16 protein-coding genes are annotated in these 16,564 nt (G+C 46.2%); 12 read left to right on the forward strand and 4 right to left on the reverse strand.

Going from position 1 to position 16,564, the window contains the following annotated elements:
• The first annotated feature begins 88 nt into the window (after nucleotides 1-88).
• Nucleotides 89-1,402, forward strand: coding sequence for an isocitrate lyase (aceA, locus tag L1D31_RS12395; protein ID WP_239837432.1), 1,314 nt, complete (start codon nucleotides 89-91; stop codon nucleotides 1,400-1,402).
• Nucleotides 1,403-1,992: 590 nt separating this feature from the next.
• Entirely contained in the window at nucleotides 1,993-2,547 is a 555-nt protein-coding gene (locus L1D31_RS12400) for a hypothetical protein (RefSeq protein ID WP_239837433.1), read from the forward strand.
• Between the two features lie 219 nt (nucleotides 2,548-2,766).
• On the opposite strand, the gene L1D31_RS12405 is transcribed toward L1D31_RS12400, so the two are convergent.
• Nucleotides 2,767-3,207: a CBS domain-containing protein gene (locus L1D31_RS12405; RefSeq protein ID WP_239837434.1), complete on the reverse strand. Its 441-nt coding sequence runs from the start codon at nucleotides 3,205-3,207 to the stop codon at nucleotides 2,767-2,769.
• 319 nt (nucleotides 3,208-3,526) lie between these two features.
• Here L1D31_RS12405 and queA point away from each other — a divergent pair, with 319 nt between their 5' ends.
• From queA to mepA, 7 genes are all read left to right on the forward strand, one after another.
• Entirely contained in the window at nucleotides 3,527-4,579 is a 1,053-nt protein-coding gene (gene queA, locus L1D31_RS12410; protein ID WP_239837435.1) for a tRNA preQ1(34) S-adenosylmethionine ribosyltransferase-isomerase QueA, read from the forward strand.
• Between the two features lie 171 nt (nucleotides 4,580-4,750).
• Nucleotides 4,751-5,887: a tRNA guanosine(34) transglycosylase Tgt gene (gene tgt, locus L1D31_RS12415; RefSeq protein ID WP_019274130.1), complete on the forward strand. Its 1,137-nt coding sequence runs from the start codon at nucleotides 4,751-4,753 to the stop codon at nucleotides 5,885-5,887.
• Between the two features lie 176 nt (nucleotides 5,888-6,063).
• Nucleotides 6,064-6,390, forward strand: a complete 327-nt coding sequence (gene yajC, locus L1D31_RS12420) for a preprotein translocase subunit YajC (protein ID WP_006959758.1) — start codon at nucleotides 6,064-6,066, stop codon at nucleotides 6,388-6,390.
• A gap of 21 nt (nucleotides 6,391-6,411) precedes the next feature.
• Entirely contained in the window at nucleotides 6,412-8,268 is a 1,857-nt protein-coding gene (gene secD / locus L1D31_RS12425) for a protein translocase subunit SecD (RefSeq protein WP_345772839.1), read from the forward strand.
• A gap of 14 nt (nucleotides 8,269-8,282) precedes the next feature.
• Nucleotides 8,283-9,230, forward strand: coding sequence for a protein translocase subunit SecF (secF, locus tag L1D31_RS12430; protein WP_239837436.1), 948 nt, complete (start codon nucleotides 8,283-8,285; stop codon nucleotides 9,228-9,230).
• Between the two features lie 141 nt (nucleotides 9,231-9,371).
• Entirely contained in the window at nucleotides 9,372-9,704 is a 333-nt protein-coding gene (locus L1D31_RS12435) for a DUF1904 domain-containing protein (protein WP_239837437.1), read from the forward strand.
• Nucleotides 9,705-9,727: 23 nt separating this feature from the next.
• Complete coding sequence (mepA, locus tag L1D31_RS12440) at nucleotides 9,728-10,582, forward strand: penicillin-insensitive murein endopeptidase (protein ID WP_239837438.1); 855 nt, start codon at nucleotides 9,728-9,730, stop codon at nucleotides 10,580-10,582.
• 53 nt (nucleotides 10,583-10,635) lie between these two features.
• Here mepA and L1D31_RS12445 read toward each other — a convergent pair whose 3' ends face one another.
• From L1D31_RS12445 to rdgC, 3 genes are all read right to left on the reverse strand, one after another.
• On the reverse strand, nucleotides 10,636-10,890 hold the full coding sequence (locus L1D31_RS12445; RefSeq protein ID WP_006959752.1) for a YfhL family 4Fe-4S dicluster ferredoxin: 255 nt from the start codon (nucleotides 10,888-10,890) through the stop codon (nucleotides 10,636-10,638).
• 2 nt (nucleotides 10,891-10,892) lie between these two features.
• Nucleotides 10,893-12,293 carry a tRNA 5-hydroxyuridine modification protein YegQ gene (gene yegQ / locus L1D31_RS12450; protein ID WP_239837439.1) on the reverse strand — a complete coding sequence of 467 codons (1,401 nt, stop codon included), beginning with the start codon at nucleotides 12,291-12,293 and terminating at the stop codon, nucleotides 10,893-10,895.
• A gap of 163 nt (nucleotides 12,294-12,456) precedes the next feature.
• Nucleotides 12,457-13,371: a recombination-associated protein RdgC gene (gene rdgC, locus L1D31_RS12455; RefSeq protein ID WP_239837440.1), complete on the reverse strand. Its 915-nt coding sequence runs from the start codon at nucleotides 13,369-13,371 to the stop codon at nucleotides 12,457-12,459.
• 207 nt (nucleotides 13,372-13,578) lie between these two features.
• Between rdgC and phoB the strand changes: the two genes are divergently transcribed.
• Genes phoB through L1D31_RS12470 form a run of 3 tightly spaced genes read left to right on the forward strand, consistent with a single transcriptional unit; the run spans nucleotide 13,579 to nucleotide 16,552 of the window.
• A complete protein-coding gene (phoB, locus tag L1D31_RS12460; protein ID WP_006959748.1) occupies nucleotides 13,579-14,268 on the forward strand; it encodes a phosphate regulon transcriptional regulator PhoB in 690 nt (229 codons plus the stop codon).
• A 26-nt stretch (nucleotides 14,269-14,294) separates the two neighbouring features.
• Nucleotides 14,295-15,593, forward strand: coding sequence for a phosphate regulon sensor histidine kinase PhoR (gene phoR, locus L1D31_RS12465; protein ID WP_006959747.1), 1,299 nt, complete (start codon nucleotides 14,295-14,297; stop codon nucleotides 15,591-15,593).
• A complete protein-coding gene (locus L1D31_RS12470; RefSeq protein ID WP_239837441.1) occupies nucleotides 15,593-16,552 on the forward strand; it encodes a phosphate ABC transporter substrate-binding protein PstS family protein in 960 nt (319 codons plus the stop codon). The genes phoR and L1D31_RS12470 overlap by 1 nt, the downstream gene beginning before the upstream one ends.
• The last annotated feature ends 12 nt before the right edge of the window (nucleotides 16,553-16,564 follow it).

Here is a 16,564-nt window from a genome sequence, read left to right on the forward strand (position 1 = left end):
GCGGAGAAGGATGTACCGCCAGAGAAAAATAAAAACAGCGCCCGTATTGTCAACAAATAGCAGCGCACATCAAAAGAGGGATAGACCGATGACTAATTTAACTCGCCGCCAACAAATCGAAGCTCTTGAAAAAGACTGGGCAACTAACCCACGCTGGAAAAATGTAAAGCGTCCATATACAGCAGAAGAAGTCGTAGAACTGCGCGGTTCGATGGTGCCAGCCAACACAATTGCACAGCGCGGTGCGGACAAACTGTGGTCTTTGGTCAACGGCGATGCTAAGAAAGGCTACGTAAACTGTTTGGGTGCACTGACAGGTGGTCAAGCGGTGCAGCAAGCGAAAGCGGGTATTGAAGCGATTTACCTATCGGGTTGGCAGGTAGCGGCTGACAACAATACTGCATCGACCATGTACCCTGACCAGTCACTTTACCCAGTTGACTCAGTGCCTTCAGTGGTTAAGCGCATTAACAACTCATTCCGTCGTGCGGACCAAATCCAATGGTCTGGCGGTAAATCACCGGCGGATGAAGGCGGTATCGATTACTTCCTACCAATTGTTGCAGACGCCGAAGCCGGTTTTGGTGGTGTGCTCAATGCTTACGAGCTAATGAAGTCGATGATTGACGCAGGAGCGGCAGGTGTTCACTTTGAAGACCAGCTAGCATCCGTGAAGAAATGTGGTCACATGGGCGGTAAGGTTCTGGTTCCGACTCAAGAAGCAGTCCAGAAGTTAGTTGCTGCACGTCTAGCTGCTGACGTAGCAGGTACCACTACACTGGTTATTGCTCGTACGGATGCAAACGCGGCAGACCTACTGACTTCGGACTGCGATCCGTACGATAAAGACTTCATTGTCGGTGAGCGTACTCAAGAAGGGTTTTACCGTGTACGTGCAGGTATTGACCAAGCTATCTCTCGCGGCCTAGCTTACGCACCATACGCTGACCTTATCTGGTGTGAAACGGCAACTCCGTGTCTGGAAGAAGCGCGTAAGTTCGCAGAAGCGATTCACGCTGAATACCCAGACCAACTGCTTGCGTACAACTGTTCTCCTTCTTTCAACTGGGAGAAGAACTTGGATGCAGAAACCATTGCTAAATTCCAGCAAGAGCTATCTGACATGGGCTACAAGTACCAGTTCATCACACTAGCGGGTATTCATAATATGTGGTTCAACATGTTCGAACTTGCGCATGACTACGCACAAGGTGAGGGTATGCGCCACTACGTTGAGAAAGTACAGCGCCCTGAATTCCAGGCAGCAGAGAAAGGCTACACCTTCGTTGCTCACCAGCAAGAGGTGGGGACAGGTTACTTCGATAAGATGACCAACACCATCCAAGGTGGTAGCTCATCAGTCACGGCTCTGACTGGCTCAACAGAAGAGGACCAGTTCTAAAGTATCCCTATCATGATGACCAAGGCTATTACTTACTAGCCTTCGGTCATCGATATTCTGTTTAGGCATAAACTTTGACATGCTTTGAGCGACATTAAGTCGCTCTTTTTTTATTCAGATATTATTATTTGTATCATTATAATTAATATAAATTCCTCGCACGCCTCAAAAGTCTCATTCATCACATAAATTATTTGTTGTTTTTTTATTATTTGATAATAACAATCTGCATTCCTCAATATGTTGTTATATGGCATTTTTTTCCTACTAGTTGATAGCTTTTATTTATTCTTCTTCCTGCTCAGTAGTTTCTCTTGTTTCAGAGTATGTAATATTGTCTAACATTTTATTTAAGGAGGGGGGAGTGAACTGGTTGGTAGCATGGATCCAATCTATGCCATTCAAGAAGTGTAATGAGTATCATACCCTGTTCCATTGCGCATGCGGGTGTTTCTTCATCGAAAGTTGATGCGCCTACTGAAAGTAGTACAGATTCAAACAGAGACAGTAACAAGGAAAGCGTTCAAATACTTCCTCATCTGGTGTATTCGATAACACCTACGTTCAAAATGACGTTAGTGAATTTCTAAGTGAGCCTGAAATTTATGATAAAAAAAACTATACAAAAAATACTGTGCGTAGGTGGAGCATGTTTTTTTGGGTTTGCAATATGGACAGTGTATCAATTTGACACCTATGGATACTGCACCATTATTAAACATTCAGAATTAGTGTCCGAGGTAATCGAAAATGAATTATGCCTTTCGATAAATATGATTTATTGGGCTGTTTTATTTGCTAGCTCAGTGGTTTTTCCAACAGCAGTAATAGTTGCTTGGTTTGATAATTGCTTTTTACCAACTAACTTAGCACAAGCGAAGCGTTACTGTTTGTTTATATGTACCATTATGCTGCTGTCCATTGGAGGGATAGTTGTCGCATGGTCGGAAAGCTTTGTTCCCCTTAGGGAGTTGAATGTGGTTTTTCATTCCCAACATAATGAAAATTCAGACTACTTTGATTTGTTATTTTCATTCTCATCTTTAAACATCGTCTTTGGATTCGGTGTTATAAAAGGGGTAAGAGATGAATATAAAATTAAGAGGAACAAATCTTATTTCTTAGGTAAGGATGATTTTATTTAGCGCCTGTTTATATAGTTAAAAATAATAACAGATGAGCAATGCTAGTCGAGAAAATTTCAGTACAACTTTGCAGAAATGAGTTAGTGTTTGTTAACGTATATAAAATACAATTAGAAATTAACGATGAACATGCGTACAGTTTTGGATTCTGAAACAACCAAACACTCTTTGACTACAAAGAGCCTCATAATAAGTTATGAGGCTCTTTTTTTTTGGCTATCACTCAACTTCTTCAGGTTCGGCTTCTTCTTGCAGTTCTAGCAAATTGATAGCGATGGCAACAAAGTCACTGTCAGTGATAATACCGACTAACTGACCCTTTTCGACCACAGGTAGACAGCCAACCTTGTGCTTCTGCATGTAGATGGCGCTTTCTTTCAACCCAGCTTGAGGAGAAACTGTCATGACACCGGTTTTCATTACTTCATACAGTGGTGTGTTTAAGGTGTATGACTGATTTTCGGGAATTTTTTGTAAACTTGATTCTTGTGCGGCCAACACGTCACGTTGAGAAACCACGCCCAGTAATTGCTGATTAGCATCGACGATGGGGACGTGGCGAATATCTAGTGCTTCCATGGTGTGTTTAGCGTCGGCAAGTTGGTGTGAGCGCAGTAACGTATGAGGGGTGCGCGTCATCATATCTTCGACTTTTATCATGGCTGCCTCCTGAGTTATTGTTTTGTTCTCTCTTAATATAGTAACTTTCTGCTTGGCAGTATGAGAGCTGGATAGATTTTCATTCCGATAACCTTGAAAATAATGTGGCGAATTGTGTACAGAGAATCCAGCCAGATTTACAGCCCTCTTGCTCACTCAAATTAATTCAATACGGATTACAATAATTCACACCTCAATCCTTGCTATTGAGCTGGTGGGGAATATACTAGTCGGCTGCGAAAAACTCGTCGTCTGTTTGTGACAGAATCAGTTCGACTTCCATCACGACATTAAGAAATCACGACAAAAGATTAGTAACATGCAAGTATCCGATTTCCACTTTGATTTACCTGATGAGCTTATTGCTCGTTACCCTCAGCCAGAGCGAACTGCTAGCCGCTTGCTTCAACTCGACGGCAACAGCGGTGAGCTTAACGATGGCACGTTTATCGATGTGCTTGAGCAAATACAGCCAGGCGATCTCGTGGTTTTCAATAATACTCGTGTGATTCCTGCGCGTATGTTCGGCCGTAAAGAGTCAGGTGGTAAGCTGGAAGTATTGGTGGAGCGTGTGCTGGATGAAAAAAGTATTCTGGCTCATGTGCGCTGTTCTAAATCGCCTAAACCGGGCTCAACCATTTTCATTGGTGAGAACGACGAGTACTCAGCACAAATGGTTGCCCGCCATGATGCCTTGTTTGAGCTGAAATTTAATGCAGAACAAAACGTTTTAGCGGTATTGGAAGAGATTGGCCATATGCCGCTCCCTCCTTATATCGATCGCCCTGATGAAGACTCAGATAAAGAGCGTTACCAAACGGTCTACAACGAAAAACCAGGCGCAGTAGCGGCGCCAACAGCAGGTTTGCATTTTGATGAAGCTTTGCTTGAAAAAATGAAAGCGAAAGGTGCTGAGTTTGCTTATGTGACGCTTCACGTAGGCGCAGGTACATTCCAACCGGTTAAGGTCGACAACATCAACGATCACCACATGCACGCAGAGTATGTGGAAGTACCACAAGAAGTGGTGGATGCGATTAACGCTGCCAAAGCGCGCAATGGTCGAGTCATTGCAGTGGGTACAACATCGGTACGTTCCCTAGAAAGTGCTGCTCAGGATGCACTGAAGAAAGGTACTACGCTTGCGCCATTCTTTGGTGATACTGAAATCTTTATCTACCCAGGTTACGAATATCAGTTAGTGGATTGTTTAATCACTAACTTTCACCTGCCAGAGTCGACACTGATCATGTTGGTCAGTGCATTTGCAGGTTACGAAAATACGATGAACGCGTACAAACATGCGGTAGAAAACAAGTATCGTTTCTTCTCGTATGGTGATTCGATGTTCATCAGGAAAACAATGGACTAGCTGCCTCTTACGCTAGTCAGCTTTTTTAAATTGAGTTATTTACGAGTGCTAGCAGTAAGCTAGGACGCAAATCAATAGGTTGATTTGTATCTCGCATGGAAGGCGACCGCTCCCTAATGGGGATAACCCCGAAAATATCGTCAGACTGTTTCTCTGACAATTGGAGGCTTCGTGAAGTTAAAATTTGATCTTAAGAAGAAAGATGGTGTTGCACGTCGTGGTCAACTGACCTTTGAACGTGGCACTGTTCAGACACCTGCGTTTATGCCTGTTGGTACTTACGGTACTGTTAAAGGTATGACGCCTGAAGAAGTTAAAGGCACAGGTGCTGAGATTCTTCTTGGTAACACTTTCCACCTTTGGTTACGTCCGGGGCAGGAAATCATGAAAATGCATGGCGACTTGCACGATTTCATGAACTGGCACGGTCCTATCCTGACAGACTCAGGCGGTTTTCAGGTATTCAGCCTAGGTGACATCCGTAAGATCACTGAAGAGGGCGTACACTTCCGTAACCCTGTAAACGGTGACAAGATTTTCATGGACGCAGAGAAGTCGATGGAAATCCAAAAAGACCTTGGTTCTGACATCGTGATGATCTTCGATGAATGTACGCCATACCCAGCGACGCACGCAGAAGCGAAGAAGTCGATGGAAATGTCGCTGCGTTGGGCTCAGCGCTCACGTGATCATTTCGATAAGCTAGAAAATCAGAACAACCTATTTGGTATCGTTCAGGGCGGCGTTTACGAAGACCTGCGTGATGTCTCGGTGAAAGGCCTGACGGAAATCGGTTTTGACGGCTACGCTGTCGGTGGTTTGGCTGTTGGCGAACCAAAAGAAGACATGCATCGTATTCTTGAGCACACTTGTCCACAGCTTCCGGAAGACAAACCTCGTTACTTAATGGGTGTTGGCAAACCAGAAGATTTAGTAGAAGGTGTACGTCGCGGTATTGATATGTTTGACTGCGTAATGCCAACGCGTAATGCCCGTAATGGTCACCTATTTGTGACTGGTGGTGTGATCAAGATCCGTAATGCGAAACATAAAACGGATACAACACCATTGGATCCAGAGTGTGACTGTTACACTTGTCAGAATTACTCTAAGTCGTACCTACACCACTTAGATCGCTGTAATGAAATTCTAGGTGCTCGCCTGAATACCATTCACAACTTGCGTTACTACCAACGTGTGATGGAAAGTATCCGTAAGGCGATTGATGAAGATCGCTTTGATGAGTTTGTCAAAGAGTTCTATGAGCGTCGTGGTCGCGAAGTGCCACCACTGGCGAAAGAGCAGTAATTGACTAGATAAAAGAATTAAAGCCTTTGGCATTCCGCCAGAGGCTTTTGCTAATAAAGTAGGCAGACGCAGTGAATTTTTGAGAGAGTGATCTCTAATAGTCACTCTTTCTCTTGAAACTCAAAAGCGTAGGCCCAACTTGGAATATTAATAAAAAATAATAGAGGATTGTTTTAATGATTATTTCTCCAGCTTACGCAGCAGAAAGTGCACCAGCAGGCGGCGGTTTCGAAATGCTAATCATGCTTGGTATGTTCGCGGTAATTTTCTACTTCATGATTTACCGTCCACAAGCTAAACGCGTGAAAGAGCACAAGAGCCTGATGTCTTCCATGGGCAAAGGTGATGAAGTTCTGACTAGCGGTGGCCTAGTGGGTAAAATCACTAAGATTGCAGAAGACAACGACTACATCTCAATCGAGCTAAACACGAATAACGAAGTTGTGATCAAGAAAGATTTCGTTACTGCAGTGCTACCAAAAGGTACGCTGAAGTCTCTATAAAACAGCTAAAGGATCCTCGCTGTGCTTAACCGCTATCCGTTATGGAAGTACTTGATGGTGGTGTTTACCATCGCTATCGCAGCATTGTATGCACTTCCAAATATCTACGGTGAAGATCCGGCAATTCAAGTTACAGGGGCGCGTGGCGCCTCTGTAGATATGTCAACGCTGGATTCTGTCACTGAAGCTCTTGATAAAAAGGGCTTATCTCATAAATCCATTGCTCTCGAAAATGGATCCATTCTTGTACGCTTCAACGATACCGACACTCAGATCAGTGCTCGTGATGTCATCAATGAAGCTCTGGGTAAAGACAAAATTGTTGCTCTCAACCTAGCTCCTGCTACCCCTGATTGGTTAGAAGCGGTTGGCGCTGCGCCAATGAAGCTCGGCCTTGACCTGCGCGGTGGTGTTCACTTCCTGATGGAAGTAGATATGGACGCTGCGATGGAGAAACTGGTCGGCCAACAGGAAGAAGCTTTCCGTAGTGAACTACGTGAAGCGGATATTCGCTACCGTACGATTCGCACTTTGGGTAAAGATGCGGTGGAAATTCGCTTACGCAACGAAACTCAGCTTGCGGACGCTAAACGCATAATGCAACAAAATCATCCTGATATGACGTTTGTTGATTCAGATGCAGATGGCCGTTTCACCTTGACTGCTACTTTTACAGAGCAACGCCTTACTGAGATTCGTAACTACGCTGTTGAGCAGAACATTACTATTCTGCGTAACCGTGTAAACGAACTGGGTGTGGCTGAGCCACTTGTTCAGCGTCAGGGTGCAAGCCGTATTGTTGTTGAACTGCCAGGTGTTCAGGATACGGCACGTGCGAAAGAAATTCTGGGTGCGACAGCAACACTTGAATTTCGCGAAGTCGATGATAAAGCGGATCTCGCAGCTGCAGCAAGAGGCCGAGCGCCAGCGGGCAGTGAAATCAAGCAAGACCGCGATGGTCGTCCAGTTGTGCTTAAAAAACGTGTAATCCTAGGTGGTTCTAGCATCACAGATGCGAGCTCAAGCGTTGATGAATATGGCCGCCCTCAAGTTAACATCTCGCTAGATAGCGAAGGTGGTAACAAGATGTCTGCGTTCTCGAAGAAGAACATTGGCAAGTTGATGGCAACGGTATTTGCCGAGTACAAAGACAGTGGTCGTCGTACTCCAGAAGGCAAAGTCATTCTTACTAAGCATGAAGAAGTAATTAACCAAGCGACAATTCAATCTGCCTTGGGGCGTAACTTCCGTATCACAGGTATTGATTCCGCTGCTGAAGCACACAACTTAGCGTTATTGCTTCGCGCAGGTGCTCTGATTGCCCCAATTTCTATCGTTGAAGAAAGAACCATTGGTCCTTCTATGGGGCAACAGAATATCGATATGGGTATTCAGGCGATGATTTGGGGTATGGTAGCGGTCATGCTGTTTACACTAATGTACTACCGTAAGTTTGGTTTGATTGCCAACGTAGCGCTAATGGCTAACCTTGTGTTGATTATCGGTGTGATGTCGATGATTCCGGGCGCGACGATGACCTTGCCTGGTATTGCCGGTATTGTTCTGACGGTCGGTATGGCGGTCGATGCCAATGTGCTGATCTTCGAGCGGATACGCGAAGAGCTGCGTGATGGACGTAGTCCTCAGCAAGCGATTCATCAGGGGTACGCGAACGCATTTAGTACTATCGCCGATGCCAACATTACTACCTTGATAACTGCCATCATTCTGTTTGCAGTAGGTACGGGTGCAATCAAAGGCTTCGCAGTGACGTTGTCTATCGGTATCTTAACGTCTATGTTTACTGCCATCATTGGTACGCGCTGTATCGTGAACCTGATGTACGGTGGTAAACGCATCAACAAACTGTCGATCTAAGGCTAGGAATTATTATGTTTCAGGTTCTAAAAGCAGACAAAATGATCGACTTTATGCGTTGGTCTAAGTTTGCGTTTCTATTGTCGGTGCTGATGATTGGTGCATCGATTTTTACTCTGTCTACCAATTGGTTGAACTGGGGGTTAGACTTTACAGGCGGTACGCTGATTGAAGTTGGCTTTGAGCAACCTGCTGATTTGGAAGAGATCCGTAGTGCCCTCGATGCGAAAGGCTTTGGCGACGCCACGGTACAGAACTTTGGTAGTGCCCGTGATGTGATGGTTCGCTTGCGTCCTCGTGATAATGTGGCAGGTGAAACACTAGGAAACCAGATCTTAAGTGCAATCAAAGACGGTACGGGTGAAAATGTAGAAATGCGTCGTATCGAGTTCGTTGGCCCGAATGTGGGTGACGAGCTAACGGAAGCCGGTGGTTTAGCGATCCTAGTTTCTCTGATCTGTATCTTGATCTACGTTTCGGTGCGATTCGAATGGCGTTTAGCGGCTGGTGCGGTACTTGCTCTGGCACACGACGTTATCATTACGCTAGGTGTGTTTTCATTGATGCAAATCGAGGTTGACCTGACGATTGTGGCAGCCTTGCTGACGGTAGTGGGTTACTCGCTTAACGATACCATTGTTGTATTTGACCGTATCCGTGAAAACTTCCGTAAGATGCGCAAAGGCGAACCTGCTGAAATCATGAACAGCTCAATCACGCAAACGTTGAGCCGTACCTTGATTACATCCGGTACTACCTTGTTTGTGGTGATTGCCCTGTTTACGCAAGGTGGTGCTATGATTCATGGCTTCGCTACCGCACTTCTATTGGGTATCACTGTGGGTACATACTCTTCAATCTATGTGGCTTCGGCACTGGCATTGAAACTGGGTATCACCAAAGAACACCTGATGCCTCCTCAAGTTGAGAAAGAAGGCGCAGAATTTGACGAAATGCCATAAGGCAAAACGTATGCTATGAGAAAGGCCGCTGATTGTTCAGCGGCCTTTTGTTTTATAGAGCAATACTAAGACCCCGTTCGGTACAAGACATTGTCATCGGAGTTGTTATGATAGATAAAAATACAATTAAGGAAGCAAGCTATGCCACATTTACGTTTTCGTGCTGTCGAGCCGCAAACGGTTCAAACCTTATCGAAATCTCTGATTGATGAGCTGCAGCCACACATGGATTGCCCTCGTGAAGATTTCACATTCGAGTACATCTACACTACGTTTTATCATGAAGGTGAGGTGAGTCAGGCGTATCCGTTTGTTGAGGTATTGTGGTTTTATCGTGGACAGCAAACTCAGGACGCTGTCGCAGCGATTATTACTCAGCAAGTGCGTGGGATGATTGGCGAAGATGTGGATGTCGCGGTGATTTTTACCGCTCTGGATGCCAAAGCCTACTACGACAATGGTGAGCATTACTAAACAGAAACGTTAGGAGATAGTACATGGGATTGGCAATCAAAGGATGGTTGAAGCAAGCTGGATTTATTGTACTTCTCCTTTTCACATCTTCACTTCAGGCCAGTCCCTGGGAGAAGATTCAATCTCCTTCGACGCAATCTCCTCAAGCGATTGGTAGCTATGCCAACGGTTGTCTTGCAGGTGCGGCGGCACTGCCTCTTCAAGGAGAGGGCTATCAAGTATTACGCAGCCAGCGACAACGTTACTATGCTCACCCGCAGGCTGTTAGTTTTGTTCAGCGTTTAGCCGCTCTGGCTGCGCATCGCCTTAATACTCGTATTTTGATTGGTGATATCTCATTACCTCAGGGGGGGCGCTTCTCTTCTGGGCATTCAAGCCATCAGACGGGGTTGGATATCGATATTTGGCTCAAGCTGGCTGATGACAAGCTTTCTTCTCAGCAACTGAGTAAGCCTGAACCAATGAGCGTGGTCAATCTCCAGCAGTATCAGTTAGTCAAACGAAACTGGGACCAGCGCCACTTCGAATTGATCAAAATGGCGGCAAGTGATGAGGAAGTTGCACGCATTTTCGTTCACCCTATCATCAAAGAAAAACTGTGCACACAGGAAGTACCAGCAGAGCGGGGCTGGTTGAGAAAAGTACGGCCGTGGTGGGGGCACCATTATCATATGCATGTCAGGCTCAAGTGCCCAGAGGGTAGCAGCGCGTGCAAACCACAGGCTGCGCCGCCGAAAGGCGACGGATGTGGCGCTGAGTTGGCCAGTTGGAAACCACAGCCTAAACCTGCCGCGCCAAAAGTCGTAGTAAGTAAACCGAAGAAGAAAAAAATGAGAGTGATGCCGATGGAATGCCATCTACTGCTGGAAAGTATTTAAGCAGGATTGCTCAATTGAATAAAAATGCCGCTCAGTGGAGCGGCATTTTCTGTTTAGGCTAACCCTTGGATGATGACGAACTTTTCTAACAACTCTTCTTCAGTCTCGACATGATTTGGGTCAGTGATGATGCACTTGGTGATTGGGCACACCGACTGACAGGTCGGCTTCTCATAGTGGCCTTTACATTCAGTGCAAAGATCGGGGTCGATCTCAAAGATAGTGTCACCCATGGTAATCGCGCCGTTTGGGCACTCTGGGTCACACATATCACAGTTAATGCACTTATCCGTGATCAACAACGCCATGGTTATTTACCTGTTGGGTTACGGGTATCCTGACCATTATTAAGATTGCGCATTAAAAGACCGTACTCTAAGTCCATGTCCTGAGGTACAGGAATGAAAACAAAGTGGCCGTTTCCTTTTGCGTCATCAACGGATTGTGATTTACGGTTTTCCATCGCTTCGAGGGTAAAGACAACGTTGCCTTTTGGTGTCATAAGCTCAAGGCTGTCACCAACCACGAATTTGTTCTTTACTTCAACTTCAGCTAGGTCACCACGACGTTTACCTGTGAATTCACCAACAAATTGCTGTGCATCAGATACGGAATAACCGTAGTCGTAATTTTGGTAAGTATCGTGCGTATGACGGCGCAGGAAGCCCTCTGTATAGCCACGGTGAGCTAGGCTCTCAAGTGTGGTCATTAGGCTTTCATCGAATGGCTTGCCAGCGACAGCATCGTCGATCGCTTTACGATAAACCTGAGCGGTACGCGCACAGTAGTAGAATGACTTAGTACGACCTTCAATCTTGAGTGAGTGAACACCCATTTTAGTCAAACGCTCAACGTGCTGAATGGCGCGCAGATCTTTCGAGTTCATGATGTAAGTGCCGTGCTCATCTTCAAACGCCGCCATCTTTTCTTCTGGGCGGTGGCTTTCAGAAAGCAGTACCACTTCGTCGGTTGGTTTACCTAGACCAAGTGTTGCCTCAGGGCGTTCATCTTGCACTTCAACGGCTTGCGCTTCGTTAGGGTCGAAGGCTTCAACGATATCGCCAGAGTCGTTCTCTTTGCCTTTTTCGACGTTGTATTCCCAACGACATGCATTGGTGCACGTACCTTGGTTAGGGTCACGCTTGTTGATGTAGCCAGAAAGTAGACAACGACCAGAGTAAGCCATACATAGAGCACCGTGAACGAACACTTCAAGTTCGGTTTCAGGACAGTGCTCGCGAATTTCTTCAATCTCTTCCAGAGAAAGCTCACGAGAAACAATCACACGTTCAACGGCATTGGCTGCCCAGAATTTAACTGTTGCCCAGTTGACGGCGTTGGCTTGAACGGACAGGTGAATTGGCATCTCTGGGAATGCTTCACGAACCATCATAATCAGACCCGGATCCGACATGATGAGCGCATCAGGGCCCATTTCAACCACAGGCTTAAGATCACGGATGAAGGTCTTCAGCTTGGAGTTGTGTGGCTGGATGTTACATACCACGTAAAGCTTTTTGCCTTGGGCGTGCGCTTCGTCGATACCAATTTTTAGGTTCTCGTGGTTGAACTCGTTGTTACGTACGCGAAGGCTGTAACGAGGCTGGCCTGCGTATACCGCGTCTGCACCATAGGCAAAGGCGTAACGCATATTTTTCAGGCTACCCGCTGGTGACAGTAGCTCAGGTACGAATGCTTTCTCAGTAGTCATGTGTAATTCTCTTAGTCTGATCTCAAGTCAGGTCCATTCCACCTTATGGAATTGGGGCGCAAATTTTACGCCAAAACGTGACCAGTGACTAGAAAAAAGTCCATAATTTAGGTGAGGAGATTACAGATAGGCGCTCGAACACGTCGAGCACCTAGAGAGGAGGTTAAGCGTTAGGGTGAGGTAAGCCGCCTAAGCACTCGTATAAGTTTGGCAGGAACGCGCTTAACTCGCCGCACATGAGTGAGAAGTCAGCGTCAAATCGTGCAGCCTGATCTTCACGAGGAATGTCATCATTCTGATCTTTCAGCTCATCAGAGAATTTAAGGCGCTTGATACTGCCATCTTCTGCCAGAATGAACTCAATACGCTCTTGCCACCAAAGAGCCAGTTTAGTCACTACCTTATCGGCATCGATGTGGCTGCGAATTTCGTCTGCAGTCAGTTCTTGTTTCTTACAGCGGATCACGCCGCCTTCTTCGAGAACCGACTTGAGCTCAGCTTCGTCCAACATCTGTATCCCAACCGGAGTGTCGCCTGTTTTGACCCATTCAGTTAATGTGGTTTCAACGGCTTTTTCTGTAATGGCTGGCACGACAGGTAGGCTACCCATGGTTTTACGTAGAAGGGCGAGCACATCTTCCGCTTTCTTATAGCTGCTGGCATCGACCAGAATAAAGCCTTCTTTAGGCAGAATAACAACAAAGGTATGGTTGCTGCGGCTGAATGCGCGCGGTAGCAAATCCATGACAATGTCATCTTTGAGGTTGTCTTTCTCTTTTTTCTTCAGAGGTCGGCCTTCTTGTGCTTCCATCGCCTCAACTTTTGCATTGAGTGATTCTTTGATCACAGACGCTGGCAGCATTTTCTCTTCTTTCTTCGCGCAGATCAGAATGCGGTTTTCAGACACGTGAGTCATCATGTCGCCATGTTTACCCATTGCTGTCACCCAGCCAAACTTTTGTTTGTCCTGACTGCCACAAGGCGTAAAACGAAACTCTTCAAGCTGCTTTTCCAGCTCGTCTGCTTTGAATTCAATATCTCGGTTAAAACGGTAAACCAGACAGTTTTTAAACCACATACACTTTCTCTATACCTGAAGTTAAGGGGCCAATCATAAAGACTTTTGCCGTGCTTGTCCTATTGCAACAGCGCAATAGTGGGATGAAAGTTATATGAAAATTTGTTTTCAAAGGTCACAAAAGTGTCATAATTGATGGTAATAATGCCTATCGTTGCAAAGGGTAAATGCCCGATTAAATTCAACTAACTCAAAGGTTATTCAATTATGTCTAGAAGGATTCTGGTTGTTGAAGACGAAGCACCAATTCGTGAAATGCTTTGCTTTGTTCTTGAGCAAAAAGGTTACCAAGCGGTCGAAGCTGAAGACTACGATAGTGCGGTGACTAAGCTAGCTGAACCCTTCCCAGATCTAGTCCTACTAGATTGGATGCTACCTGGTGGCAGCGGCATCAACTTCATCAAACACATGAAGCGTGAAGAGCTGACACGCAACATTCCAGTTGTGATGTTAACAGCACGTGGTGAAGAAGAAGACAAGGTTCGTGGTCTGGAAGTCGGCGCAGATGACTACATTACTAAGCCATTCTCGCCAAAAGAGCTGGTGGCGCGTCTTAAAGCGGTAATTCGCCGTGTGACGCCAACTGCACTTGAAGATGTGATTGATGTGCAGGGCTTGAAGCTGGATCCTGTTTCGCATCGCGTAACCGCGAACGATCAGCCACTGGATATGGGTCCAACTGAGTTCAAGATGCTGCACTTCTTTATGACGCACCAAGAGCGCGTTTACAGCCGAGAGCAACTGCTGAACAACGTATGGGGAACCAACGTGTATGTTGAAGACCGTACTGTAGATGTACACATTCGTCGTCTGCGCAAAGCATTAGAAGCGGCAGGCCATGACAAGCTGATTCAGACGGTACGTGGTGCAGGTTACCGTTTCTCAACCAAGGCATAATTTAAATTAACCATCTGGAGAGGTAAGTGGTAGAGCGGTTAACTTGGAAAAAGCTAGCCTGGGAGCTGGCTTTTTTTTACACCCCTTGGGTGATTGTCGGATGGATTTTCGGTCATATGCCGTGGTTGCTTTTAGCGGCCACGGTTTTGCAGCTTGTATGGCATCTGCATAATCAGATGCGCCTTTCGGCGTGGTTGTGGGATGAAAAGCGCTTGACACCGCCATCGGGAAGTGGAAACTGGGAGTCGTTATTTAACGGCATCTATCGCTTGCAGCAGCGCCAGCGCAAAAAGCGCAAAGAGCTGACCAATCTGATTCGCCGATTCCGTAATGGTGCTGAATCCTTACCGGATGCGGTTGTTGTGTTCCGTAGTGAAGGCAACATTGTTTGGTGCAACAAGCTCGCCCAACACTTACTCGGCTTCCGTTGGCCGGACGATTCAGGTCAGCCGATTTCTAATCTTATCCGCACTCCAGATTTCATTAAGTATCTTAATAAACAAGATTTCTCTGAGCCTCTAGAGATGCGCTCTCCACTTAATGTCGAGCGTATGCTTGAGCTGCGTATTGTGCCGTACACTGAAGGTGAGCATCTGATGGTGGTGCGTGATGTGTCTCAGCTTAAGCAATTGGAAGGCATGCGTCGTAATTTCTTTGCCAATGTTTCTCACGAGCTGCGTACGCCAATGACGGTGTTGCAAGGCTATCTTGAAATGACCGAAGACCCGGATATGGTTGTCGGCCCGATGTGGACTAAAGCCCATGGCGTGATGACCGAGCAGCTCAATCGTATGAACAGCTTGGTTAATCAACTGCTCACATTATCTAAGATTGAAGCGGCGCCAATGCATGAACTGGAAGACGTAGTGAATGTCCCAGCAATGCTAGATGTGTTGGAGAAAGAAGCGGCGAGTTTGAGTGGCGATCAGCAGCATAAGCTGAACTTTGATATTGATAACAGCCTGCGTGTACTTGGTGATGAAGACCAACTACGCAGTGCCATTTCAAACTTGGTTTATAACGCAGTGAAATACACACCAGCAGGAGCCGATGTCCGAGTTCGTTGGTATCAGACTGCGCAAGGCGCATGTTTAGAGGTGGAAGATGGTGGTGAAGGCATTGAGCCTCAACATTTACACCGACTCACTGAGCGTTTCTATCGAGTGGATAAAGCGCGTTCAAGAGATACTGGTGGCAGTGGTCTTGGTTTAGCGATCGTCAAACATGCGTTGACGCATCACGACTCGCATCTAGAAATACAGTCTGAAGTCGGTGTCGGCAGTAAATTCTCATTCGTGCTACCACCTCGTTTGGTGGTGAATTAATGAAGTTAGCGCTCACTACTCTTATTCTTTCTGCCAGCTTCTCCTTTGGTGTCCAAGCGGCTTCAACGAGCCTATCTGAATATCAAAAAGTGCCCGGTATTACTGGCAGTTTAACCAGTGTTGGTTCTGACACATTAGCCGGCATGACAACCTTGTGGGTAGAAGAGTTTAAGCAGCTTTACCCGAGCGTGAATGGTCAGGTGCAAGCCTCTGGCTCTTCAACGGCTCCTCCAGCGTTAACTGAAGGTACTGCGCAATTTGGCCCAATGAGTCGACCGATGCGAAATCGGGAAATTGAAGCCTTTGAGCGTGAACATGGCTACAAACCCACTGAGCTACGTATTGCGATTGACGCGATCGGTATCTTTGTCCACCGTGATAACCCACTTAAAGGGCTCAACTTCACCCAACTTGATGCTATTTTTTCTGCCACTCTGCGTTGCGGTAGCACCCAGCCTGTACTGACTTGGGCGGATTTAGGGCTAGATTATCACTGGGCTAAACGCAGTATACAGCTATTTGGTCGTAACTCGGTCTCGGGGACTTACGGATACTTTAAGAATAATGCGCTGTGTGGTGGGGACTTTAAAAGTAATGTCAATGAACAGCCGGGATCGGCGTCCGTCGTTCAGTCTGTAGCGTCGGCAATTAACACCATTGGGTACTCAGGTGTTGGCTATCAGGTCTCTGGTGTGAAACTGCTGCCTATTGCTAAACAAGGCGGAGAGTATGTGGAAGCCAGTCAAGAAAACATTCTTACAGGTAAGTACCCACTATCACGCTACCTTTATGTTTATGTGAATAAGAATCCGCATAAGCCCCTTCCTCCAATCGAGAGAGAATTTATTCGCTTTATCTATTCTCAGCAAGGACAAAAGCTAGTTGAGAAAGATGGTTATGTACCTATGTCCGCCGACATTGCGCGTCAAGACTTAGCCAAGGTCGGTATCGTCGACTGAGTCGATGTTGAT

It is taken from the genome of Vibrio sp. Isolate23 (assembly GCF_022398095.1).
GTDB lineage: Bacteria > Pseudomonadota > Gammaproteobacteria > Enterobacterales > Vibrionaceae > Vibrio > Vibrio coralliilyticus_A.

What these genes read in the sequence shown, in the direction of transcription:
- mepA (WP_239837438.1), top strand. Translation starts at nt 9,728, where the DNA reads ATGGGATTGGCAATCAAAGGATGGTTGAAGCAAGCTGGATTTATTGTA.
- L1D31_RS12470 (WP_239837441.1), top strand. Translation starts at nt 15,593, where the DNA reads ATGAAGTTAGCGCTCACTACTCTTATTCTTTCTGCCAGCTTCTCCTTT.
- L1D31_RS12445 (WP_006959752.1), bottom strand. Translation starts at nt 10,890, where the DNA reads ATGGCGTTGTTGATCACGGATAAGTGCATTAACTGTGATATGTGTGAC.
- yegQ (WP_239837439.1), bottom strand. Translation starts at nt 12,293, where the DNA reads ATGACTACTGAGAAAGCATTCGTACCTGAGCTACTGTCACCAGCGGGT.
- secF (WP_239837436.1), top strand. Translation starts at nt 8,283, where the DNA reads ATGTTTCAGGTTCTAAAAGCAGACAAAATGATCGACTTTATGCGTTGG.
- yajC (WP_006959758.1), top strand. Translation starts at nt 6,064, where the DNA reads ATGATTATTTCTCCAGCTTACGCAGCAGAAAGTGCACCAGCAGGCGGC.
- L1D31_RS12435 (WP_239837437.1), top strand. Translation starts at nt 9,372, where the DNA reads ATGCCACATTTACGTTTTCGTGCTGTCGAGCCGCAAACGGTTCAAACC.
- phoB (WP_006959748.1), top strand. Translation starts at nt 13,579, where the DNA reads ATGTCTAGAAGGATTCTGGTTGTTGAAGACGAAGCACCAATTCGTGAA.
- rdgC (WP_239837440.1), bottom strand. Translation starts at nt 13,371, where the DNA reads ATGTGGTTTAAAAACTGTCTGGTTTACCGTTTTAACCGAGATATTGAA.
- L1D31_RS12405 (WP_239837434.1), bottom strand. Translation starts at nt 3,207, where the DNA reads ATGATAAAAGTCGAAGATATGATGACGCGCACCCCTCATACGTTACTG.
- queA (WP_239837435.1), top strand. Translation starts at nt 3,527, where the DNA reads ATGCAAGTATCCGATTTCCACTTTGATTTACCTGATGAGCTTATTGCT.
- aceA (WP_239837432.1), top strand. Translation starts at nt 89, where the DNA reads ATGACTAATTTAACTCGCCGCCAACAAATCGAAGCTCTTGAAAAAGAC.